The following is a 21,087-nucleotide window of genomic DNA, read 5'->3' as shown; positions in this document are numbered from 1 at the left end:
GGTTTCAACGACCAGCGTTTCTGGGGCACACAGATCAGTCGGGCAATCAACTCTGGGGCAAAGCACTAACTTATATGACCTTAAACACCGCCTATCATCGACCGGGCACACATGAATCCCAGTGTGTAAAGCTCTGCCCAGCTCATTCCTGATAAACTCACCCACCTTCGCCCCTCTGATCCAGATTCCCCCAATGTCTCTACAACCCGCCCCACTCTCCCGCCGCTTCTCCGTCGCCCCGATGATGGATTGGACTGACCGCCATTGCCGTTTCTTCCTACGCCTCCTGTCGAAGAACGCCCTGCTCTACACCGAAATGGTTACCACCGGCGCGCTGCTCAATGGTGATCACGAACGTTTCCTCCGTCACAACGAAGCCGAGCACCCTCTCGCGCTGCAGTTAGGCGGTAGCGTCCCATTGGATCTGGCCGCCTGCGCCCGTATGGCTCAGGAACACGGTTACGACGAGGTAAACCTAAACGTGGGCTGCCCAAGCGATCGTGTGCAAAACAACATGATCGGTGCGTGCCTGATGGGTCACCCGCAACTGGTGGCGGATTGTGTGAAGGCAATGCAAGACGCGGTGTCGATTCCAGTTACGGTAAAGCATCGCATCGGCATCAACGGTCGGGACAGTTACGCCGAACTGTGTGATTTCGTCGGCACCGTCCACGATGCCGGGTGCACCAGTTTTACCGTGCATGCGCGGATTGCGATTCTGGAGGGGTTGTCGCCGAAGGAGAATCGCGATATTCCGCCGTTGCGCTATGACGTGGCGGCGCAGCTGAAGGCGGATTTTCCGGCGTTGGAGATTGTGCTGAATGGCGGGATCAAGACGATGGAGGCTTGTCACGAGCATTTGCAGACGTTCGACGGTGTGATGTTGGGGCGTGAGGCTTATCACAATCCGTATTTGCTGGCGGAGGTGGATCAGCAGTTATTTGGCAGTTCGGCGCCGGTGATCAGTCGGGCTGAGGCGTTGGCGCAGTTGCGTCCTTATATAGCCGAGCATTTGCTGGCGGGTGGTGCGATGCATCACATCACGCGGCATGTGCTGGGCCTGGGCACGGGGTTCCCGGGGGCGCGGAAATTCCGTCAGTTGTTGTCGGTGGATATTCACAAGGCCAAGGATCCGTTGGCGTTGCTGGATCAGGCGGCTGAGTTGCTTGAAGGTCGTTGATTGAAGTTTTGAGTGTGCGGGCGACGCAAGAGCGTTGCCCGCTGTTTTGTTGTACTGACAGGATGTCTTTCGTTTATGCCCGCGTTTACTTTTTCTGGTTTCAAGCGTTTCACCCTCCTCGCCTTGTTCAGCTTCACTTCCGATGTTTATGCGCACTGCGATGGCTTTTGCATGGGCCGTACTGATACGCCGTGGGAGGTGACGCAGTTTTCCGGCTTCACGTTGGTGTCTTTAATCCTCGCACCTATTTCGTCTAGCCAGGAAACGACCGACAGTCACAAGCGTGTTTACTCTGTTGAAGAACAGGAAGACGCGCGACTCTATCTGGCCAGCGACGGCATGCTGCAGGCCGCGTATTTCACCTCGGCCTTGCAGCGCTACCGCCAGGAGTCGCCGGATTCGGCGTTAAACGATCTCGCCGTTGCGGCGTTGATCAGCAGCCAGTGATCAGGCGGCCGCTGCGGCGGTCCAGTTGACCCAGCCGAATAGCCACGTCGCCAGAATCAGCAAACCAAACGCGATCCGGTACCAGGCGAACGCGGCGTAGCTGTGGTTGGCGATAAACTTGAGCAAGCCGCGCACGGCGATCATCGCGAAGATGAATGCGGTGACGAAGCCGAGGGCGAAGACTGGCAGGTCGTTGGGCTGGAACAGGTCGCGGTATTTGTAGCCGGAGTACACGGCGGCGCCGACCATGGTGGGCATGGCGAGGAAGAAAGAGAATTCGGTGGCGGCCTTGCGCGACAGGCCGAAGAGCAGGCCGCCGATGATGGTCGAGCCGGAGCGCGAGGTGCCGGGAATCATCGCCAGGCATTGTACGAAGCCGACTTTCAGTGCGTGAGACCAGCGCATGTCGTCGACGTGTTCAACGCTGATCACATGGCTGCGCTGTTCGGCCCACAACATGATGATGCCGCCGACGACCAGGGCCACGGCGACGGTGATCGGGTTAAACAGGTATTCGTGAATGGCGTCGGCGAACAATACGCCCAATACCACGGCGGGCAGGAAAGCGATGAGCAAGTTGAGGGTGAAGCGTTGCGCATTACGTTCGGTGGGCAGGCCTTTGACGATTTCGAAAATCTTCGGTCGAAACTCCCAGACGACGGCAAGAATGGCACCCAGTTGAATAATGATGTTGAACGCCATGGCGCGTTCGCCGCCGAACTCCAGCAGGTCGGCGACGATGATCTGGTGGCCGGTACTCGAGATTGGCAAGAACTCGGTCAGGCCTTCTACCGCGCCTAATATCAACACCTGGAAAAGGGTCCAGAAATCCATTAATCCTCCGTCAGAGCGCTCTTGGCGAGCGACCGGGTAATAACACTCAGGGGTTGAGTATCTGCAGTGACATCATTGACATACATAAACGCAAAAGTTCATCAGCCACAAAGATTACGTCTTATTAAAAGACACACTCAAGCCATGTTAGTAATCGTCGGCTGACGAACTACGCGGAAAATATTTAGGCGTTTTGCGAAAAAAAGTTGATCTGGCAATAAAGTGTGATCAATATCACATTATCCCGAGATGGCCAGACAGTGGCATAAGGACATAGACAAAGCCATCGCAATAAGCTCAAAATAGTGGCACCATTGCATATCGCCATCATCTAAGCAGTAGTTCACCCTTCCGAGAAAATCAACTAAAAGCTTGAAAAGCTTAATTATTGTTAGAAAACTCGCGAGACACGTCTAAAAATCGCGTGAATGTTACCAATTGTCAGTCACAGATGAGAACCGGTGCTTTAACATCCCGATGTCAGCACTTAATTCGAGTCAATGCATGATGCTCTCAGGGAACTTAGCGACTAGTAGTCCGCGCCCTACAAACGACGAACCTGGTGTTCTTACTTTGGGTCGTACCCGTGGCGTGGCTGAACATTTCAAAGCGCTAGTCGCCCCGCATGTACGCACCGGTATGGCGCTCGAAGCCAATGCCTACACTAGTGCATATCAGTTGGATGAGCAGTCTGGTTCGTATCGAGCGATCTTCCTGGTTATCGACAGCCCACAGGCGCTCGAAGACAATCTTGCGCTGATCGAGAACCTGCGCAGCGACAATTTGAAACCGATCATTTGCGCGGTTATCACCGGTCGCGGCGCCTTCAACAAGATCAAATATTATCTGGCTGGCGCGGATATTTGTATCAAGCTCAATACCCTTTCCGACGATGGCGCCGAGTTGCTGGGCGAGTTCTTCAACAGTGAAGAATGGCAGCGCGATATCGATCTGACACTTGATCCGACGCGTATCTGCCTGATGGGCACCAGCAAGAAACTCGACATCTCGTTTGCCGAAATGAAGATTCTCGAAGCCTTCGCGCAAACCAGTAATCACATTCTGAGCCATGATGAAATCGCCAGCATCATGGGCCTCAACACCAATTTCTACGACCCTCGAGCACTGGAGAAATCAATCAGTCGCTTGCGTGGAAAAATCAAGGACATGTATGGTACAAACGCGATTCAGAGCATTCGCGGCTACGGCTATCGCCTGCTGCGGGGTCTGATATCGACTGCCTGAGTCTCGGGCAGCCATCCCTTTTGCATACGTACGAAGGATCGTCTGATGCAACCATATAGCTCCCGTTCTGCTTCACGCCTGTTTGAAATCAAGCAATTGAATGAGCGCGACAACACGACCCATAACAATAAAACTCCATAACATAGCAGCAGATCGAGTGGAATTTATCGAGGGCCAATCTTGGGCCCAGACCCTGCCTATCGATTACTTCCGAGGAAGTCATTGCTCGCCTGCCGATTTATCCTTTAGCCAATTTTGGTATGTATTCAGGAGAGAGACATGGAAACTAGTACAACCCTCCCAAGGAAATATTTTGTTGTCGTGACTCACAGTACAACGTCGCAACGCGAACTGGAGAGCATGCTGTCCAGTGAACGTTTCAATTCGTTTGAAGGGGTTGATTCGCCCTCTTCCGCTCCAATGGTGATGGAGTTCACATATCCAGGCATCAGTCGAAAAAATACTCCCCGCAGTATCGAACAGGATACTCAACGAATATTGGCCACGCTCGAATCCGAATGGCGCGCTGCGCAATCGGCTAACCCTTTCCAGAATGTCCCGGCCATTACCGGGGAAACCCGCAACATGCCGCCTGCCGTTGAAGGTGATATGCCCGGCAATGAAACCTGGCATCTCGACCCAGATCAGGGTGCACTGGTCAAAGAAGGTGTCGAAATCAGTCTGACGGGCCTGGAAACAGCACTGGTCAGAAAAATGCTCAGCCATGAAGAGCGTGTGGTCAGTCGTGACGAGCTGATTCTCAGCATCGGTCGAGAACCGGAACAATATCGCGGCCTGGAAATGTGCCTGAGTCGCCTGCAAGACAAATTCAAAAGCGCCAGTAATGGTGAGCGACTGTTTCGTGCCGTCAGAAACCGCGGTTATTGCCTGATTCAGGAAATCGTCGCATAACCCCGCAAGACTTCCGCGAACAGAACAAACAGACAAAAGTGCGATTACAAATACAACAAGAGCACTCTGTTTGGCTTCACCCTCCTCCCTGAATTAAAGATTCCCTGCCTCCACCCTCCAACAGTAACAAATACAACATCATTTATTCACCCCTTCCTCTGCGACCTTTTCTAACACTGTTCTATTTAATTATTAAAAAGTTGGCACTGTGCCATCTTGTTAGAACTCGTCAGACACCATTCCCGGCAATAACTTAGTCTATTGACTGACGACAGTTCGGCATATCGATGTTGTTACCTCAGGACACTCGTTAGAACAAAAACAATAAGTCTGCATAACAACTCGGATTTCAACTGTTGAAACCTGAATGGACGTCTTTTGGGGATACCGTATGGATCTTTCTTTAAGTATCAATCGAAGCACAGGCCTCAAGGGACTGACCTTTTGGGGCCAATGGGCGCTGGCACAAGGCTTTGTGGTGACGCTGTTGTTCATACTCGCGGAGCAGCATACCGGGACGGTGGCGTTCTACTACCGGATGTGTGCAACGCTGGCGGTACTGGCGTCGGTGCCGGCTTATACGTTTAGCGGTGTTTACCGCAAGCGTGACAATTACCTGACCGGTCTCGGTCGACTGTTCATGGGTTGGTCGATGACCATGGCAGCGCTGGCGTGCATCGCCTTTGTCTGCCAGGCCGATGAGCTGTTTTCGCGGCAGGTGATTCTGAGCTGGGCGGTGTATGGCTTCCTCGGTCAGGCGTTTCTTTACGCGCCGTTGCATGCGTTTTCCAAGTACTACCAACGTTCGCGTAAAAGCGAACACAAGACGCTGATCGTCGGCACCGGCGAACTGGCGTTGGGTCTGGCGAAGAAGCTTAGCCAACTGGAAAACCTGCCGTTGGTGGGTTTGGTCAGCAATGGCGATGTGTCGGCGCTGGGTTCGGATGCACCGCGCGTTGTCGGCGATCAGGAGCAGTTGCTGGCGCTGATCGAGGCGCATGACATTCGTCGCTTGTACATCACCCTGCCGCTGTGTGAAGCCGCGAAAATCGAGGCGATTTATGGTGACTTGCTGGGTGCCAACGTCGACGTGGTGTGGGTGCCGGACTTGAACAGTCTGACCCTGCTCAATCACTCGGTGAAGGTTGTGGACGGTCTGCCGGCGATCTACTTGAACGAAAGCCCGCTGACCAGCCGCCCGACCGCTGCTTTGAGCAAGAGCCTGGTCGAGAAAACCGTGGCGTTTCTGGCGATCATCGCGCTGAGTCCGATCCTGCTGATCATTGCGCTGGCGGTGAAGATCAACTCGCCTGGCCCGGTGTTCTTCAAGCAGGATCGCCATGGCTGGAACGGCAAGGTGATCAAGGTCTGGAAGTTCCGCTCGATGCGTGTTCACGATGACCGTGAGGTTAAGCAGGCCAGCCGTAACGATTCGCGCATTACCGCAGTCGGTCGCTTCATTCGCCGCACTTCGCTGGATGAGTTGCCGCAACTGTTCAACGTGTTGCAGGGGCACATGGCCCTGGTCGGCCCACGCCCGCACGCCGTTGCGCACAACAACTACTACTCGGGGAAAATCCTCGCGTACATGGCGCGTCACCGGATTAAACCGGGGATCACCGGCCTGGCCCAGATCAGCGGCTGCCGCGGTGAGACGGACACCATCGACAAGATGCAGAAGCGTGTGGAGATTGACCTGCAGTACATCAACAGCTGGTCGTTGTGGCTGGATCTGAAGATCCTGGTGAAGACGCCGTTTACCTTGCTGTCGAAGGATATTTACTGAGGTTTGAAGCTGCACACTGCAAGGGGACGAAAGTCCCCTTTTTTGTGCCTGGGATTTGGGAGCGGAGCTGGATTGCTGGTAAACGCAAATACTGTGGGAGCGAGCTTGCTCGCGAAAGCGGTGGGTTAGGCAACATTGATGTTGGATGTGCTGACGCTTTCGCGAGCAAGCTCGCTCCCACAGGGATTCGGGAATGGTTCGGGATCTGTGGCGTGACAAATAGCCAATGTAGGCCTTCGCCTGCTCGCGATGGCGGTGGGTCAGGCAACAGGGATGTCGGCTGGTCGGACGCTATCGCGAGCAGGCTCACTCCTACAGGGGATTTGTGGCTGGCTCGGGATTTGTGGTGTGACAAATAACCAATGTGGGAGCGAGCTTGCTCGCGAAAGCGCTGGGTCAGGCAATGATGATGCTGACTGTGCTGACGCCTTCGCGAGCAAGCTCGCTCCCACAGGGATTCGGGAATGGTTCGGGATCTGTGGCGTAGCAAATATTCAATGTAGGCCTTCGCCTGCTCGCGATGGCGGTGGGTCAGGCAACAGGGATGTCGGCTGGTCGAACGCTATCGCGAGCAGGCTCACTCCTACAGGGGATTTGTGGTTGGCTCGGGATTTGTGGTGTGACAAATAACCAATGTGGGAGTGAGCTTGCTCGCGAAAGCGGTGGGCCAGGCAATGATGATGCTGACTGTGCTGACGCTTTCGCGAGCAAGCTCGCTCCCACAGGGATTCGGGAATGGTTCGGGATCTGTGGCGTGACAAATAGCCAATGTAGGCCTTCGTCTGCTCGCGATGGCGGTGTGTCAGGCAACGGGGATGTCGACTGTACGGACGCTATCGCGAGCAGGCTCACTCCTACAGGGGATTTGTGGTTGGCTCGGGATTTGTGGTGTGACAAATAACCAATGTGGGAGCGAGCTTGCTCGCGAAAGCGGTGGGTCAGGCAATGATGATGCTGACTGTGCTGACGCCTTCGCGAGCAGGCTCGCTCCCACATGTTTTCAGGTGTTAGGGAGATCCGCGCTTACTCCGTGATCTTCTCGAAATTGCGATAAAACATGTCCCCTTCCCGGCTATCGGTCATCGAGTGCAGTTGGTAGCCGCGATTCAGTCGCGCACCACCGTCACGGGTCAGCGGGGCCCAGACCAGGTTGGCGCGGCGCATGGTCGACATGCTCATCATTTCGTCGAACGGGATCGACAGGTAGATGCCTTTGTCGAAACTACCTTCGCCATATTCCGCACTGCCCGCCGTGGTGATCGTTGCCCACGCGCCAAAGCGCACGCCGTTGAAAAACTCGCGCGAGATGTCCACGGTACCGCCCCAATCCCCAGCCAGATAACGCCCGACGCTGACAGCCGCGAGCGTATCGAACGGCAGATCCGTATAGGCCGTGACATGCCCGGTCACCACCGAATAATCGCGCAAGGCAAAACCCTGATCGAAATCGCGCTGACGCACCCAGTTCAGATCCGCCCCCACCGACCAACGCTCACCGGTCGGGCGGAACAACACTTCACCGCCGACACCGGCAAACATCGACTCCAGATAACCGCCATACACCATGCCGTACAGGTCTTTATCCAGTTGCTCGGCATGGCTGACCTGGAACAACGGCATGGTCACATCGGACGTGGTCAGGTACTGCCGCAAATCCGTGCGCACACGTGGCAGACCGCTCGGCGCATCGTAGGTGAATTTATCGAAGTTGTTGGCCAGGTTGGCACTGAGCAAACCGCTCCACCAGGTGTTGCGGTTGAAGCGGTATTCGGCGTCGGCATCGGCGCTCAATTGATAGAGCAAGCCATCCGGACCGCCGACGTTCTGCTTGAAACCCAGCCCCACGCCATAACTGAAGTGCTGCGGCGCTTCGCTGTAGAGGGTTTTCTCGTTGTGCGGCATCGCCGGGTTGATCTCGGTGGTGCGGTGCAGCGACTCCAGTGGCTCCTCGTTGTTGATCACTTCGCGGAAGGTCTGGCGCGGCACGCTGGTTTCCTCCAGCGGCAAGTCATAGCGCTTGTTGACCACGGTGAACCAGTCGATGTCGTCGTTGACGCTGTTGTCGAGAATCCGGCTCGCCCGCCCGACAGCCTTGGACGAATGGAAGTAACGCTGCTGCTCGCCATAGACGATCAGCTCGGAATCACGCTGGGTAATGCGCTCGACCTTATAGCCGGCATTCTGCTGCAAACGCTGCGAGACGTTGGCCCAGTCAACCTGATCCATCGCCGTGGTCGGCATCTTCGCCGGCAGCGGTTCCGGGGTCGGGTCGTAAGTCTTCGCCGGTGCCTTGCGGCTGACGAAATTGGTGTGAAAGGTCACGCCGAACATCGCTGTGTTACCGCGCTCCCACGCCGCACTGACATCGACCGAATCGGTGACCTTGAACACCGCGCCAAGGTTGATCGGCGAGTCCTGCTTGATCTCGTTGTCCTTCGGTTCGTGTTTGTAATCGTTACCTTCGAATTCGAGTTTCAGGCTGAGGCGATCCCACGGCGTCTGATAGCTCACACCACCGAAGAACGACGGCCGCCCACGAAAGTACGAACCCGAGTTGACGTCACCGGTGCCCTCCAGGGCCGGACGGGTGTCGAAACGATCACTGACGTAGCCCAACGGGTTGTCCATGTCGCCGCGATTACCGAGGTAACCCCAGGCAATCCCGGCGCTGAAATCGAAGTTGTCGTAGCGTTTGTTGGCGACGAAAAATTCACTGGAGAACAAACCGGTACCACCGATATCTCGGAAGCCCAGCGCCACGTCGGGCAGCCAATGACTTTCCTGCCACAGCCGGACTTTGACGTCGACCGCCTTGTCCTTATAGCTTTGACTACCGCTGAGGGCCTCCGAGCCGTACGGCCGGTTGGTGATCGCGGTGTAGCGAAACGAGCCTTCGAGCCAGTCCAGCGGCTGCAGCGACACGCTGTAGCGACTGTACGGATCGGTGCGGTTGGCGTTGACGCTCAACTCGCCGGCCGGGGCCATGCGCGCGGTTGGCGTCTGCAACAGACCGGTGCCACCGAAGTCATTCTGGGTAATGCGCGGCTCGGCATGCACCAGACCGCAGGGCAATAACAACACAGCTGCAAAACGTAACTTCAACGAACCACCTCGGCCAGCTGCGTGGCAATGAATTCGGCCAACTGCTGATTCAGTTCAGGAAGAGGCGGATCAAGATCATCATTTTTCACCGGCACCAGAATCTTGCTGCCGGCCACCGGAAACTGTCCGGACTCGCGATTCCAGTGGGCAATGCCGACGCGCCGCGACACGCCGTTGGGCTGGATCAGCCACAGGTAATCGGCTTCGGCATCGGCCAGAATCGAACAGCCTTGCAGGTATTCGCGGGCCTCCTGCAACGGCTGATACGGCAAGTGGCACGGTTCGGCGACGGCACCGAGCACTTGCACTTCATCGACGCGTTTCGGATAGACCAGACGATCGCCGTCATCGAGACGAATGTTGCGCGCGAAGCCGACTTCCAATGCGACCGGATCGAGATCGGCAATTTGCCGCCCCGTTACCGGCATCTGCCGCACGTCTTCGGCCAGACGCCGAGCCAGCGCCACACGACTGGGTTTGTCGAACAACGCCGCCATGCGCTGCAGCACGTCGAGATCGAACAGCACGCCGACCTTCAATCGCGTCTGTTCCTCAATCAACGACTGCCGCAGCAAGCCGCCCGCCAGCCAATAACCTTCGGCATTCGGCACCGCTTCACCGATCACATCGAGCAAGCGCCCGCCGGGGGGCAACGTGACCGGCCCGGGATTGGCGACATCGCCCGACACCGTGACGGCTGCCTGACTCACACTCGCGACCAGCATCAGGCTCGCCGATAACATTTTCAGGCGCATCACGGCAGGTGCCTGCGATCAGGGGTCAGTTGCACAACCTTGACGCGCAACTGCGAGGTCAGTTGTTGCTCGCTCTGCAAAATGAAACCGTCACGCGGGTCGACCCAGTAACGATTGGTCGCGCTCAGGCCGATGGCCGGGGCGTCAATCTGCTCATCGACACGCAGCACGGTGTATTCCTTGTCGAGAATCTGCAGGGTCTGTTCGGTGCGGCGCGAGAAGCGGCTGTTGACGATCACCCCGACTTCCTGACCCTTGTAGAGGTCGATCCAGCGCCGCGTGGTGAAACCGTCGGCGACGTGATGCAGGCCCTGTTTGAACGGCGAGTCATCGGCCAGCCGCGTGCCATCGAGATCACCTTCCAGGCCGAGGCCAATGCTGCGCACGGCGAGGCCATTGCGCAGCAGCAGCACTTGCTTGCCGGAGGCGACCCAGAACTGCAGGTCTTCGCGCTCGCGCACCAGCGCCAGCACCCCGGAGCCCGACGGCGTGGTCAGTTTCAGTTGCGGGTAGTTGACCCCGGCCACTTCGGCCGCCGACACGTCGACTTCATCCGGGCCGACGACCGCCGCTTTAAGGTTGTTCAACGAAGCGCTCATCAGCGGGTTACAGCCGCACAGCAACGAGGCCGCCATCAGGCACAGGCCAACTTTCAAAATGTTCAAAGTCGGCGACCTTATTTGCTGTTGTTACTGTATTCGCTCCAGTTCTTCGCAGCGGAAGCGCCAGTGCCAACAATCGATGCCGATGGCACCAATTGGCTGATCAAGCGGTTCCAGCGAGTCACGTTGGCCGGCCCGACATACACCACGTCCTGCGGGCGCACTTCAAAATGCGAAGCCAGTGCCATGGCGGTCGGCGATTCGGCTTCCAGCTGGTAGATCTTCGCCGGTTCGACATCGAGGTTTTCCACGCCACGAATGACATAGACCGCGTTGCCATTGGAGGTGGTCTGGGCCAGGCCGCCGACCGAACCAAGCACGTCGGTGAGGTTCATCGTCGCGGTCTTGAAACTCAGCGCACGCGGTTGGTTGACCTCGCCCATCACGTAGATGCGCTTGTTGTCGTTGTAAGGCAGATACAGCTGATCGCCACCCTTTAGGTAGACGTTCTGCAACTCGGAATCCTGCTGATTGAGCGAGTCGAGATTGAGCGGATAGGTACGCCCCTTGCGCGTCAGCAACAGCCCGGACAAATCGGCGTTGTTGGTGTCGATGCCGGCGGAACCGAGGGCTTCGACCACGCTTAACGGATTGGTGGAAATCGCTTGCGGGCCGGCCTTGGTTACCGCACCGGTGACCACGACTTTCTGGCTGGCGAAACGCAACACCGCGACATCCACCTGCGGCTCGGCGATGAATGCCGACAGCCTCTGTTCAATGTCCGAGCGCAGTTGCTGGATGGTCCGGCCGGCGGCCTGGACTTCCTTGATGAACGGGTAATAGAGCGTGCCATCGGAGCGCACCAGTCGGCCGTTGGCGTCGATCTGTTGTTGCGCGCCGGAGGGGGCCGTCAGCTCAGGGTGATCCCAGACCGTGATGTACAAGACATCGTTGTTGCCGATGCGGTATTCGGCCGGGGTCGCCAACAGCTCCGGCGGCAGCGACTCACGCTTTTGCGTGGCGCGGTTCATGGCGATCAACTTGGGTGTGATCGGAATCAGCTCGACCCGGCTGCTTTCGCTGGCACCCTGGCGGGTGATGTCACTGGTGCTGAGGTATTGACCGGGGGAAAACATGCAACCTTGCAAAGCGAGACTTGCCAACATTAAAAGATAAACACTACGAGTCATAATGGCACTACGCTATTCAAGGGCGAATCCAAAAACAAAGTCACCCGACTTGCGTCGGGCGACCCTGTACTGCACTAACAGAACTTCCTGTTAGTTATGCGTGCCGGTTGTACCGGTGGTACCCGTCGTACCGGTGGTACCGCCGTTGGCACTGCCACCGCTGTTAGACGCCGCTACAGCACTGGCAACCATTGCAGTACTGGCTGCGGGCGCTTGAGAAGCCGCCACGTTGCCACCTACATTGGTTACCGCTGTCAGCGGTGCTTCAGCGGCGGCAGCCCAGTTGCTCAACATCGTCAACAGGGCAACTGCCATCACTTTTTTCATATCAACTCCTTTCTAACATTCGACGTGTTAAAAAACTCGTCTGAGTTAGCGGTGGTGAGTTCAAGTCCGCAAAAAGCGCGAACATGATCCGTCGTTCTTTCACAGTCTTACCCAACTGATAAAAGTCGAACGGCAGGTTTATATCTACGGACTTGCAAAAGGCATTGCCAGTGTAATTTCCCGACGTTATCTAACAACCTGACTGAAAATAACATTGGACTAAATGGCCATCATCGCGAATAGCCTTGGGGATGGTTTGATTGCCAGCGCCAAGTATCGGTAACCATGTCCTGCAAGTTGCGCGTGGCTTTCCAGCCCAACTCTTTTGCCGCCTTGGAGGCGTCGGCCCAACTCTCGGCGATATCTCCGGAGCGGCGCGGCATCATCCGGTAGGGCACCGGTTGCCCACAGGCCTGCTCGAACGCGTGGAGCACTTGCAGCACGCTGTAGCCATCGCCGGTGCCGAGGTTCCAGGTATGAATGCCGCTGCGTTCGGAGATCGACTGCAAAGCCTTCAAGTGGCCGTCCGCCAGATCAACGACGTGGATGTAATCGCGCACGCCGGTGCCATCGACCGTCGGGTAATCGTTGCCGAAGATCGACAGCTCTTGCAGGCTGCCGACCGCCACCTGGCTGATGTAAGGCACCAGATTATTCGGGATGCCGTTGGGGTCTTCGCCCATATGGCCGCTATGGTGCGCGCCGATCGGGTTGAAGTAGCGCAGCAAGGCGATGCTCCAGCGCGGCTCGGCCAGGCTCAGGTCACGCAGGACGTTTTCGACGATCAGCTTGGACTGGCCGTAGGGATTGGTCGGATTGCCGGTGGGGAAATCCTCGCGGATCGGCATCTGCTCAGGCTCGCCATACACCGTGGCCGATGAGCTGAACACCAGGCGGAACACCCCCGCCGCCGCCATCGCCTGGCACAGATTGATGCTGCCGCTGACGTTGGTTTCGTAGTACTCGAGCGGCTTGCGCACGCTCTCGCCGACCGCTTTCAGGCCGGCAAAATGCATTACCGCGTCGATGTTGTGCTCGCGAAAAATCCGCTCGAGCAGTGCCCGGTCACAGACATCGCCACGGATCATCCAGGCACTTTTTCCGCAGATGGCTTCAACGGCGTGCAACGCGGCTTCGCTGCTGTTGCAAAGGTTATCCAGTACGACAACTTCATACCCTGCTTCAAGTAAAGCAAGTGTGGTGTGCGAGCCAATATAGCCGGCGCCCCCCGTTACCAGAATCTTCATAGCGCGATCCGTCTTTGAATGAGTGACAAGTAGCGTGTCAAGCCTGATTCATTGCAGATGTGGCACACTCCACACAAATAAGGCGACAACAACCGAAAACAAAACTAGTTCAATGACTGGCAATAAATATTTTTGCAGGTCACACTGTATTGCCCCGCTACTTATTAGCACTCCCTGCGCACTCATCACTATCGACAGATACCGACTAAAAATAACTAACAACGCACTTGCCGACATCTCATAACATTGTCATGATTTACTGCGCTGACTAATTGCCATTAACATCCTGACTCAGGTATTAAAGTAAGCCTTCAATCAATATTGAAACTTGCGGCCATTGTTTATGGCCTGCATCCGTCGCCTGTGTTCCATGACTGTCCAGGATACTTTTATGATTCGTAAATGTTTGTTCCCCGCTGCCGGCTATGGCACGCGTTTCTTGCCGGCCACCAAAGCCATGCCCAAAGAGATGCTGCCGATCGTCAACAAGCCGTTGATCGAGTACGCCGTTGAAGAAGCGCGGGACGCCGGCCTGCAACACATGGCCATCGTCACCGGTCGCGGCAAGCGTGCACTGGAAGACCATTTCGATATCAGCTACGAACTCGAACACCAGATTCGCGGCACCGAGAAAGAGAAATTCCTCGCCGGCACCCGCGAGCTGATCGACACCTGCACTTTCTCCTACACCCGTCAGGTGGAAATGAAGGGCCTGGGCCACGCAATTCTCAGCGGTCGTCCGCTGATCGGCGACGAACCCTTCGCCGTGGTGCTGGCCGATGACCTGTGCCTGAACCTGGAAGGTGACGGCGTGCTCACCCAGATGATTCAGCTGTACAAGAAATTCCGCTGCTCGATCGTTGCCATTCAGGAAGTCCCGGCCGACCAGACTCACAAGTACGGCGTGATCGCCGGCGAGCTGATCTCCGACGGCATCTACCGCGTCAACAACATGGTGGAAAAACCGGCCCCGCAAGACGCGCCGTCGAATCTGGCCATCATCGGTCGCTACATCCTCACCCCGGACATTTTCGACTTGATCGCTGACACCCAACCGGGCAAGGGCGGCGAGATCCAGATCACCGACGCGCTGATGAAACAGGCGCAGAACGGTTGCGTGCTGGCCTACAAATTCAACGGCCTGCGCTTTGACTGCGGTGATGCCGAGGGTTACTTGCAAGCGACCAATTTCTGCTACGAAAACGTCTATCTCAAAGGCCGCTGAGACGGCTCCCTTCTCCCCACGAGGCCACCATGAACATTGCACAACATTCCGTAGAGATTGAACGCGAGGTGGGTAACCTCGGGGTGATGAGCTGGTTGTCCCGCCACCAGCCTTTGCCCAGCGCCAACGAGTCCTGGCTGGGCACGATTCTGCTGGTGGAGCGGATTGGCGTATTTCCCGCGTCCGGTGATATCCGCCGGACGCTGCGCGATCCCTATCCCCTGCTCGCTCATCTGAAAAAGCTGTATGGCGAGCAGGCGCTGGAAATGGATGACAGCGATGGTTTGAAGGTGATCTTCAGCGACTGGCGCTTTCGCGTGCGCATCTGCTGCAACGACCCGGCGATCATCATCAACGTGGAAACCCGTTGTGATACGCGGTTGATGCCGCAGAAGATTGCGGAATTGCTCGAGCAAGTCGACGGCTTCGAATAACGCCCTTCACCTGATGGTTCCCACGCTCTGCGTGGGAACCATCATTACTGGACGGCGTCGCAACGATCCTTGGCGCCCATGATCCAGCCATAGAAGTAATCGGCAATCACCTTACCGCCCGTGGCCGGTACCGGATGAATCTTGTCCGGGCCGATCATCGCCGCCGCGTAGCGTTTGACGTCGGGGCCGAACGCGCATTGCAGGTTGGCGTAACCCAGATGTTGTTCACGCGCCCACGGCTCAAGCACCTGCGCGTACGCTGACATCGGATAAGCGCTGGAACGCGTGGTGTCCTGGCGCATGATCAGATTAATACTGGCCTGCGGTTGAATCTCGCGCAGCATGCCCACCAGACCCTGAACGTTCTGCAGGTACTGCGCAGGCTTCACGCCGAAACCCTGATCGTTGCCACCGAGCATGATCAGGTAAACGTCGGCAGGGATCTTCGACACGGCAGCTTTCCACTGCACCTGCCATTGCGGGTCCTTGTGATAGAAGTCCGCAGAGGCCGCACCCGATGCCGCCAATTTCGAAACCCGCACACCACTCTGATCGTTGCTCATCCACAAACCGAATAACGTCGGCGCGCCCTTCACCACTTCCAGTTTGAAGGACCAGTCTTTGGCTGCAGACAGGCCTGCCAATGGCACTTCCTGAACCCCGGCGCCTGTCAGCGTCATCGGCTGCCAATCTTCTGAAGGTGACCAGCGGTAACGGATCTCAGAGGATTCGCCAATGCCCAGGTAAAGCAATTTCGTCTGAGTAACCGCCGTATCGATGCGCGGCGTCGGGTTGGCATCCACTTGCAGCCAAGCGCCGGGCCGGCCTGTTACCGTGCGACTGTCCGGACTCGCCTGGCCCAGGTCTGACACCTTCCAGCCGCCGCCAAAGTACTTGTCACTGCTGCGGGTGTATTTGAAATGCGTACCGCCCAGCGCGGCACCGTGGTTGAAACCGACGTAACCCGGCCCGGCAAACCCCACCTCCCCGGCCACACGCTGCACCAGTTTGTTCAGGTAGAAGTCCTGCCCGGCGCTGTAGCTGTCGCCGATCACCGAGACCGACAGAACCTTGCCGGCCTTGCCTTCACGCCACTGGGCAAAACGCTCGCGGGCATCGCCCACCTGAACCACCGACGCTGCGACGGGGTGCGCATCATCTACTGCCAACATGCAAAATTTCCTTCAGTCTGAAATGGCCCCTTCGCGAGCAAGCTCGCTCCCACAGGGATTGTGGTCATCTACAGGGATTGTGTGACTTGCAGAGATCCACTGTGGGAGCGAGCTTGCTCGCGAAGCTCTTAGCTGCTTTGGGTCTGCACCACCGGAGTGACAGGCACCAACGGCTTCTTCTTCGCCGCGCGCTCCCCAAGGAACAACACCGAGGTGAAACTGAACCGGCTGAAAATCATCGCCAACACCACCGGCCCGAGCAAACCAAAGCTCAAACCACCGAGCACCAGCAAGCTCTCATCCTTCACCCCCAACCGCCCCAGGACAAACCGCGACGTCGCCGCGAACAGCACATGGAACAGGAAGATCGCATAGGAATAACCACCGAGCCAGGTCAGCGCCTTCGAGCGCATATCACTCGACAGCAAGGCGATGCACGATACGCAACCCACGGTCAGACCGATCAGACTGCGCCGATCAACAATCAACTCACGATCAATCGCAGCGACGTACAACAACGTCAGCGAGATAAACACAAACACCAGCGGCCCGATCACCTTCAAGCGTTGTTTCAACGCGTCGACATTCTCCTGGCCAATCATCCCCGCAACAAAAAACGGCAACAGATAAAGCGCGCCGTTGATCCCGAACGCATCGAGCTTGAACGGCGGCAGCAAAAACAACAGCGCGGCAAACGCGAACAGCCCATACAAGCGCGTCGCCGAACGCAACATTCCGCGCCACTCCAGCAGCCCGACAAACATGAAAATAATGAACACCGCCTGCAGGAACCAGAAGTGGTTGATCGGCACCCAGAACGACAACAACGCGTCGATCACCCCGACATCCTTGTTCACCCCCGGCCCCACCGCTTGCAACACTGAGAACGGCACGCCGACGCAAAACAGCGGCACGATCAAGCGGCGCACCTTGCCGCTGAAGAACGCAGAAAAGTCATTGCCGCGAATTTTGTAGATGGAATAGATGTACCCGGAAATAAACGTGAACAGCGGCATGCGCACGTACACCATCGAGTCGGCGATCACCCGGAACGGCGAGCCGATGTCGATCTTCAACCCGCCGCCCAACGGCCCGATGACGTGATAAAGCACCAGCAACAGGCACGCCAGACCCCGCAGGGTTTCAATCTCCAGGGACTTTTTCTTGCTCGACATAAAGCACCTGCCTCAATTCAGAATTCGTGATTCGACCTGCACCGGTTTGTTCGCCCGCAGCATCAAGCCCAGACCAACAAACAACACCGGCACCACCATCGAGAAGTGCCGGGCGAAGGAGCCGAAGTCCGGCTCGAACAGGCCTTGCACCAGCAGAAACGCCAGCGGGATCGCGATCAGTTCCTTGGGTTTGGTCTGGATCGGCGCGCCTTTGTAATCGGTCGAGGTGATGACTTTGAACAGCAGCAACGCGGTCATGATCATCAAGGCGACGAAGATCACCTGCCCCGGTCCCGAGAGCAGAATCAGCTCAACCGGGAACGACAAGCGGAAGAAAATGATCATCGAGTCCAGCGCCTGCGAAACGAAGTCGCTGCCGCTGAGCCACGACACGATCAGCGACTTCGAACCCTCCTCGCCCGCCGTGCGCAACTCGTTGTTGCTGGCGCGAATCGACGACACCGGAAAGCCCAGGGCGATCTGGATCGACATGGCCACCGCGAGGTAAAACAGGAACAGCATCAAAAAGAAGGTTGTGCGCGACACGTACTTTTTCATCACGCAGACGCCGACCCACGACAGCGAAAACAGAATCCAGTAAGGCCGGATCAGCACGCCGTAAATCACCGCCGAGAGGAAAAAACCGCCGCGATATTTGCGCGTCAGCGAGCTGAGCAAAATGCTCAACACCGCCACCGACACAATGATTTCCTTGGTCAGATTCTCAAGGAAGAACGAGCGCACGATGCCCCACAGACAAAGGGTGCCGAAGATCGCCAGCGGCATGCGCCGGAACACCACCACCGGAATCGCCGTGAGGAAAAAATTGCAGAACATGCCGTAGGCCCAGGCATTGGTCAGGTTGATCCCGGTGGGCCGCAGCAGGAACGCCGAACACTCGTAGGACGAGCGATCCGGCGAGAACGGGTTCCAGAAGTTGCAGTTGTCGGCACGGGCGTAGGACGACCACAAGGTCATCGCATCCGGGCCCGGATCACGGGGGACCAACAACGGCATCGCCACCGACAGAAACAGCCCGGTGAAGAGGATCAGGAACGAGACATACGAATCGAGTCGCTTGCCACGAAACTCGATGCACGGCAGCTTCAGGCCCATGACAACGCAGCCTTTTTCCCCGCCGTCGCGCGGGTCAGCACGGCAATCACCAGCAGTTGCACGATGATCGCAAAGACGTTGCCCCACGCGGCGCCGTAAATCGAATAATGCTTGATCAGCACATAGCTGACCGGCACCGACACCAGCAGGCAGATCACCGCGCTGGCGAGCGATACGCGACTGTTTTTCGAGGCAATCAGCCCGCCCCAGACGATGTCGCCGATCGCGCGCAAAGCAAACGAAAAAATCAGCACGCCGAGGATCGCGTTATCCGGGCGCGGCACGCTGGCGGCGACGTAATCGAGCACCACGTTGAAAAACACATAGATCGCCACCGCCACCGCCACCGACACCACAAGCGAGCGCATCACCCACTTGTTGATGAACAGTTGCCTGACCGTGAACGCCTGCTGATCGGCCTGAAAACGCTTGGCCAACAGCGGAATGCCGACCACCGCCACCACCGCATACGACAGCGCCTGCAAAGTGTTGGCCGCCGACCACGCGTACACGTATTGGCCCAGTTTGGCGTACGGTTCGAGGTCGGCGATCAGAAAGCGCTCGGCGTACTGACTCAACGCGATCAACCCGGTGCCGAGGTAAAACGGTAATCCCGCTTTCCACACAGTGGCGGTGGCCAATGTCCCGGCTTCCCGACCGTGATGAACGTTCACCACGATCAGGTAACCCGCGATGATCACCAGCACGTTGGCAGCGACCCACAGCCACAACACACTGGCGATCCCAGAGACCCAACCGAGCATCATCCCGCCCACGGCCAACACCGCCCACAGGCCGGTCTTGATGAAAAACAGCAGCGCACCGGCCGTGGCTTTCTGCGCGGAAAACACGAACGAGTTGATCTCGAACGACAGGTGCTCAGTGAGCAACACCAGGGTCACACAAAGGATCAGCGCGGCGCTGGCTTCAACCGTCTGGAACAGCGAATAAATCAGCACCGTCACCACCGACAGCACCAGCCCCACCGCCAGATACAGCAGCAAAACCTTGTCGACCACGCGGCGCGAACTGCCGCCAACGCTGATCAAGCGATTGATCTCGGAACTGAACCCGACGCTGTAAAACTTCGAGGCGATCAACGAAGCCGCGACCACCACGCCGTAAAAGCCCAACGCCTCATAACCGAGGTAATGGGTGATCGCCAACACCAGCAAAAACTTCGCGCCCAAGGCTCCGCCGCGAAGCAATAGCCGAAATATCATCGAACGACACCTTTGATGATGTCGTCCATGGCCACGGTTTTCGCTTCGATTTCACGGCAGGTGTCAGTCAGGCGCTTGCCGAAATCCGACAGCGCATTCGGCGCGTAAACCGTGTTGATGATGGTGTCAACATTGATGTCGCCGCCGTTGATCACCCAGTCTTCCACGCCCATGTCCTGATAGGCGCCAAAGCCTTTGCGCTCGTAGCTGATGTGGTAGGCCGGCACGCCGGAAAGCAGCGATTCGATGGCGCCGTGCAGGCGTACGGAAATCACCAGGTCCGGCTGATATTTGGCAATCGTCGCTTTCAACGACAGCAAATCTTCAGTGATGCCCAACTCGCGATAGAACGCGCCGTCATCGTTGCCACGCACAGCGCTTTGTACGGCGCAGACCACTTTGCTTTTGTTTTTCAAACGCTGCAGGAGCAACTTCAGGTTGGCCACGTAAGCGACTTTCTTTTCCTTGCTCCACTCCGGCGGCTTGCGCAGCACCACACACACCGTGGCCGGCGACGACGCGCAGCGGGTGAACTTGGGTTGTTGAAGGATTTTGCTCGCCAGCGATTGCACGGCCAGATCCGGCGCGCGGTAAACATTGGCACAGGCATCGAACATGGCCGAGGAGCGATTATCACGGACGAACACCGCATCGGCGCTGGCGTAGTGCTCGACGATCTTGCTGCTCTCGCCGTGGAACGGACCGATGCTTTGCGGCAAGTACACCGACGGCACTTTGCTGAGGATCGCAGTTTCCAGTTGCTTGGCGTGGCCGAGCTTCAGCTTGATGTGTTCGAAAGCGCTTTTCGAGCGCATGTAGCCGCCGCCGACGCCGACAATCAGATCGGTTTTCTTCAGCAGATCAGCGAGCCCGGCGTAGGACTGATTGAGAAACACCGCCTGCTTGACCCGGCCCAAGCCCTTGGCCGCCATCACCGGTGCGTCGAAACGCGGGTGTGGCAAGTAGCTGAAAGAATCCGGGTCGGACGCGACGACACTGATCGCGGTGTCTTCGCCAAAGTTGCGCTGCACCAGCGCGATGGCCAGATCGACGAGCAAGCCGTCACCGGAGTTGGACGCACTGTAGCCATGCAAAATCGTTACGTTCATATGCTT

At 57.2% G+C, this 21,087-nt stretch carries 19 protein-coding genes; 7 read left to right on the top strand and 12 right to left on the bottom strand.

The features are described from left to right. Nucleotides 1-193 precede the first annotated feature (193 nt). Entirely contained in the window at nucleotides 194-1,180 is a 987-nt protein-coding gene (gene dusA / locus ACM6IV_RS04490) for a tRNA dihydrouridine(20/20a) synthase DusA (RefSeq protein ID WP_414868892.1), read from the top strand. 75 nt (nucleotides 1,181-1,255) lie between these two features. Beyond that, entirely contained in the window at nucleotides 1,256-1,627 is a 372-nt protein-coding gene (locus ACM6IV_RS04485; RefSeq protein WP_414868891.1) for a DUF2388 domain-containing protein, read from the top strand. Here the strand turns inward: ACM6IV_RS04485 and ACM6IV_RS04480 are convergent, their stop codons facing one another. Next, on the bottom strand, nucleotides 1,628-2,461 hold the full coding sequence (locus ACM6IV_RS04480; protein ID WP_095114324.1) for an undecaprenyl-diphosphate phosphatase: 834 nt from the start codon (nucleotides 2,459-2,461) through the stop codon (nucleotides 1,628-1,630). Nucleotides 2,462-2,965: 504 nt separating this feature from the next. On the opposite strand from ACM6IV_RS04480, the gene ACM6IV_RS04475 reads away from it, so the two are divergent. The 3 genes from ACM6IV_RS04475 (at nucleotide 2,966) to ACM6IV_RS04465 (ending at nucleotide 6,404) form a co-directional block, all read left to right on the top strand. Beyond that, complete coding sequence (locus tag ACM6IV_RS04475) at nucleotides 2,966-3,706, top strand: winged helix-turn-helix domain-containing protein (protein ID WP_414868890.1); 741 nt, start codon at nucleotides 2,966-2,968, stop codon at nucleotides 3,704-3,706. A 279-nt stretch (nucleotides 3,707-3,985) separates the two neighbouring features. Further along, on the top strand, nucleotides 3,986-4,618 hold the full coding sequence (locus ACM6IV_RS04470; RefSeq protein WP_414868889.1) for a winged helix-turn-helix domain-containing protein: 633 nt from the start codon (nucleotides 3,986-3,988) through the stop codon (nucleotides 4,616-4,618). 391 nt (nucleotides 4,619-5,009) lie between these two features. Then, nucleotides 5,010-6,404 carry an undecaprenyl-phosphate glucose phosphotransferase gene (locus tag ACM6IV_RS04465; protein ID WP_414868888.1) on the top strand — a complete coding sequence of 465 codons (1,395 nt, stop codon included), beginning with the start codon at nucleotides 5,010-5,012 and terminating at the stop codon, nucleotides 6,402-6,404. Between the two features lie 1,023 nt (nucleotides 6,405-7,427). Here ACM6IV_RS04465 and ACM6IV_RS04460 read toward each other — a convergent pair. From ACM6IV_RS04460 to galE, 6 genes are all read right to left on the bottom strand, one after another. After that, complete coding sequence (locus tag ACM6IV_RS04460; protein ID WP_414868887.1) at nucleotides 7,428-9,506, bottom strand: YjbH domain-containing protein; 2,079 nt, start codon at nucleotides 9,504-9,506, stop codon at nucleotides 7,428-7,430. Then, nucleotides 9,503-10,261 carry a capsule biosynthesis GfcC family protein gene (locus ACM6IV_RS04455; RefSeq protein ID WP_414868886.1) on the bottom strand — a complete coding sequence of 253 codons (759 nt, stop codon included), beginning with the start codon at nucleotides 10,259-10,261 and terminating at the stop codon, nucleotides 9,503-9,505. Before ACM6IV_RS04455 ends, ACM6IV_RS04460 begins: the two co-directional genes overlap by 4 nt. Next, entirely contained in the window at nucleotides 10,261-10,926 is a 666-nt protein-coding gene (locus tag ACM6IV_RS04450) for a YjbF family lipoprotein (protein ID WP_414868885.1), read from the bottom strand. The genes ACM6IV_RS04455 and ACM6IV_RS04450 overlap by 1 nt, the downstream gene beginning before the upstream one ends. Nucleotides 10,927-10,937: 11 nt before the next feature. Continuing rightward, nucleotides 10,938-11,999, bottom strand: a complete 1,062-nt coding sequence (locus tag ACM6IV_RS04445; protein ID WP_122607453.1) for a polysaccharide biosynthesis/export family protein — start codon at nucleotides 11,997-11,999, stop codon at nucleotides 10,938-10,940. Between the two features lie 144 nt (nucleotides 12,000-12,143). Continuing rightward, complete coding sequence (locus tag ACM6IV_RS04440; protein WP_007910552.1) at nucleotides 12,144-12,380, bottom strand: hypothetical protein; 237 nt, start codon at nucleotides 12,378-12,380, stop codon at nucleotides 12,144-12,146. Nucleotides 12,381-12,610: 230 nt separating this feature from the next. Then, complete coding sequence (gene galE, locus ACM6IV_RS04435; protein WP_414868884.1) at nucleotides 12,611-13,627, bottom strand: UDP-glucose 4-epimerase GalE; 1,017 nt, start codon at nucleotides 13,625-13,627, stop codon at nucleotides 12,611-12,613. A gap of 391 nt (nucleotides 13,628-14,018) precedes the next feature. Here galE and galU point away from each other — a divergent pair, with 391 nt between their 5' ends. Both galU and ACM6IV_RS04425 read left to right on the top strand, forming a co-directional pair. Then, nucleotides 14,019-14,852 (top strand): UTP--glucose-1-phosphate uridylyltransferase GalU, encoded by an 834-nt coding sequence (galU, locus tag ACM6IV_RS04430; protein WP_414868883.1) that lies wholly within the window; start codon nucleotides 14,019-14,021, stop codon nucleotides 14,850-14,852. A 29-nt stretch (nucleotides 14,853-14,881) separates the two neighbouring features. Further along, complete coding sequence (locus ACM6IV_RS04425) at nucleotides 14,882-15,286, top strand: mannose-1-phosphate guanylyltransferase (protein ID WP_414868882.1); 405 nt, start codon at nucleotides 14,882-14,884, stop codon at nucleotides 15,284-15,286. Nucleotides 15,287-15,330: 44 nt separating this feature from the next. Here the strand turns inward: ACM6IV_RS04425 and ACM6IV_RS04420 are convergent, their stop codons facing one another. The 5 genes from ACM6IV_RS04420 to ACM6IV_RS04400 form a co-directional block, all read right to left on the bottom strand. After that, the gene (locus tag ACM6IV_RS04420) at nucleotides 15,331-16,458 is read right to left on the bottom strand and encodes a GDSL-type esterase/lipase family protein (RefSeq protein ID WP_414868881.1); all 1,128 of its coding nucleotides are present in this window, start codon (nucleotides 16,456-16,458) and stop codon (nucleotides 15,331-15,333) included. Nucleotides 16,459-16,586: 128 nt separating this feature from the next. Next, the gene (locus ACM6IV_RS04415) at nucleotides 16,587-17,633 is read right to left on the bottom strand and encodes an acyltransferase family protein (RefSeq protein WP_414868880.1); all 1,047 of its coding nucleotides are present in this window, start codon (nucleotides 17,631-17,633) and stop codon (nucleotides 16,587-16,589) included. Between the two features lie 12 nt (nucleotides 17,634-17,645). Then, nucleotides 17,646-18,749, bottom strand: a complete 1,104-nt coding sequence (locus tag ACM6IV_RS04410; RefSeq protein ID WP_122607459.1) for a hypothetical protein — start codon at nucleotides 18,747-18,749, stop codon at nucleotides 17,646-17,648. Further along, nucleotides 18,740-19,972, bottom strand: coding sequence for a polysaccharide biosynthesis C-terminal domain-containing protein (locus ACM6IV_RS04405; protein WP_414868879.1), 1,233 nt, complete (start codon nucleotides 19,970-19,972; stop codon nucleotides 18,740-18,742). Before ACM6IV_RS04405 ends, ACM6IV_RS04410 begins: the two co-directional genes overlap by 10 nt. Further along, the gene (locus ACM6IV_RS04400; RefSeq protein ID WP_414868878.1) at nucleotides 19,969-21,081 is read right to left on the bottom strand and encodes a polysaccharide pyruvyl transferase family protein; all 1,113 of its coding nucleotides are present in this window, start codon (nucleotides 21,079-21,081) and stop codon (nucleotides 19,969-19,971) included. The genes ACM6IV_RS04405 and ACM6IV_RS04400 overlap by 4 nt, the downstream gene beginning before the upstream one ends. Nucleotides 21,082-21,087 lie beyond the last annotated feature (6 nt).

Origin of the sequence: Pseudomonas sp. IT-347P, from assembly GCF_949768005.1 — a bacterium.
Classification (GTDB): Bacteria; Pseudomonadota; Gammaproteobacteria; order Pseudomonadales; family Pseudomonadaceae; genus Aquipseudomonas.
Note: the sequence above shows the minus strand (reverse complement) of the source record. Positions and strands in the feature narration are given on the sequence as shown.

Excerpts from the sequence above, each read along its gene's own strand:
- dusA (WP_414868892.1), top strand. The coding sequence starts at position 194 with ATGTCTCTACAACCCGCCCCACTCTCCCGCCGCTTCTCCGTCGCCCCG.
- ACM6IV_RS04485 (WP_414868891.1), top strand. The coding sequence starts at position 1,256 with ATGCCCGCGTTTACTTTTTCTGGTTTCAAGCGTTTCACCCTCCTCGCC.
- ACM6IV_RS04480 (WP_095114324.1), bottom strand. The coding sequence starts at position 2,461 with ATGGATTTCTGGACCCTTTTCCAGGTGTTGATATTAGGCGCGGTAGAA.
- ACM6IV_RS04475 (WP_414868890.1), top strand. The coding sequence starts at position 2,966 with ATGATGCTCTCAGGGAACTTAGCGACTAGTAGTCCGCGCCCTACAAAC.
- ACM6IV_RS04470 (WP_414868889.1), top strand. The coding sequence starts at position 3,986 with ATGGAAACTAGTACAACCCTCCCAAGGAAATATTTTGTTGTCGTGACT.
- ACM6IV_RS04465 (WP_414868888.1), top strand. The coding sequence starts at position 5,010 with ATGGATCTTTCTTTAAGTATCAATCGAAGCACAGGCCTCAAGGGACTG.
- ACM6IV_RS04455 (WP_414868886.1), bottom strand. The coding sequence starts at position 10,261 with ATGCGCCTGAAAATGTTATCGGCGAGCCTGATGCTGGTCGCGAGTGTG.
- ACM6IV_RS04445 (WP_122607453.1), bottom strand. The coding sequence starts at position 11,999 with ATGTTTTCCCCCGGTCAATACCTCAGCACCAGTGACATCACCCGCCAG.
- ACM6IV_RS04440 (WP_007910552.1), bottom strand. The coding sequence starts at position 12,380 with ATGAAAAAAGTGATGGCAGTTGCCCTGTTGACGATGTTGAGCAACTGG.
- galE (WP_414868884.1), bottom strand. The coding sequence starts at position 13,627 with ATGAAGATTCTGGTAACGGGGGGCGCCGGCTATATTGGCTCGCACACC.
- galU (WP_414868883.1), top strand. The coding sequence starts at position 14,019 with ATGATTCGTAAATGTTTGTTCCCCGCTGCCGGCTATGGCACGCGTTTC.
- ACM6IV_RS04425 (WP_414868882.1), top strand. The coding sequence starts at position 14,882 with ATGAACATTGCACAACATTCCGTAGAGATTGAACGCGAGGTGGGTAAC.
- ACM6IV_RS04420 (WP_414868881.1), bottom strand. The coding sequence starts at position 16,458 with ATGTTGGCAGTAGATGATGCGCACCCCGTCGCAGCGTCGGTGGTTCAG.
- ACM6IV_RS04415 (WP_414868880.1), bottom strand. The coding sequence starts at position 17,633 with ATGTCGAGCAAGAAAAAGTCCCTGGAGATTGAAACCCTGCGGGGTCTG.
- ACM6IV_RS04410 (WP_122607459.1), bottom strand. The coding sequence starts at position 18,749 with ATGGGCCTGAAGCTGCCGTGCATCGAGTTTCGTGGCAAGCGACTCGAT.
- ACM6IV_RS04405 (WP_414868879.1), bottom strand. The coding sequence starts at position 19,972 with ATGATATTTCGGCTATTGCTTCGCGGCGGAGCCTTGGGCGCGAAGTTT.
- ACM6IV_RS04400 (WP_414868878.1), bottom strand. The coding sequence starts at position 21,081 with ATGAACGTAACGATTTTGCATGGCTACAGTGCGTCCAACTCCGGTGAC.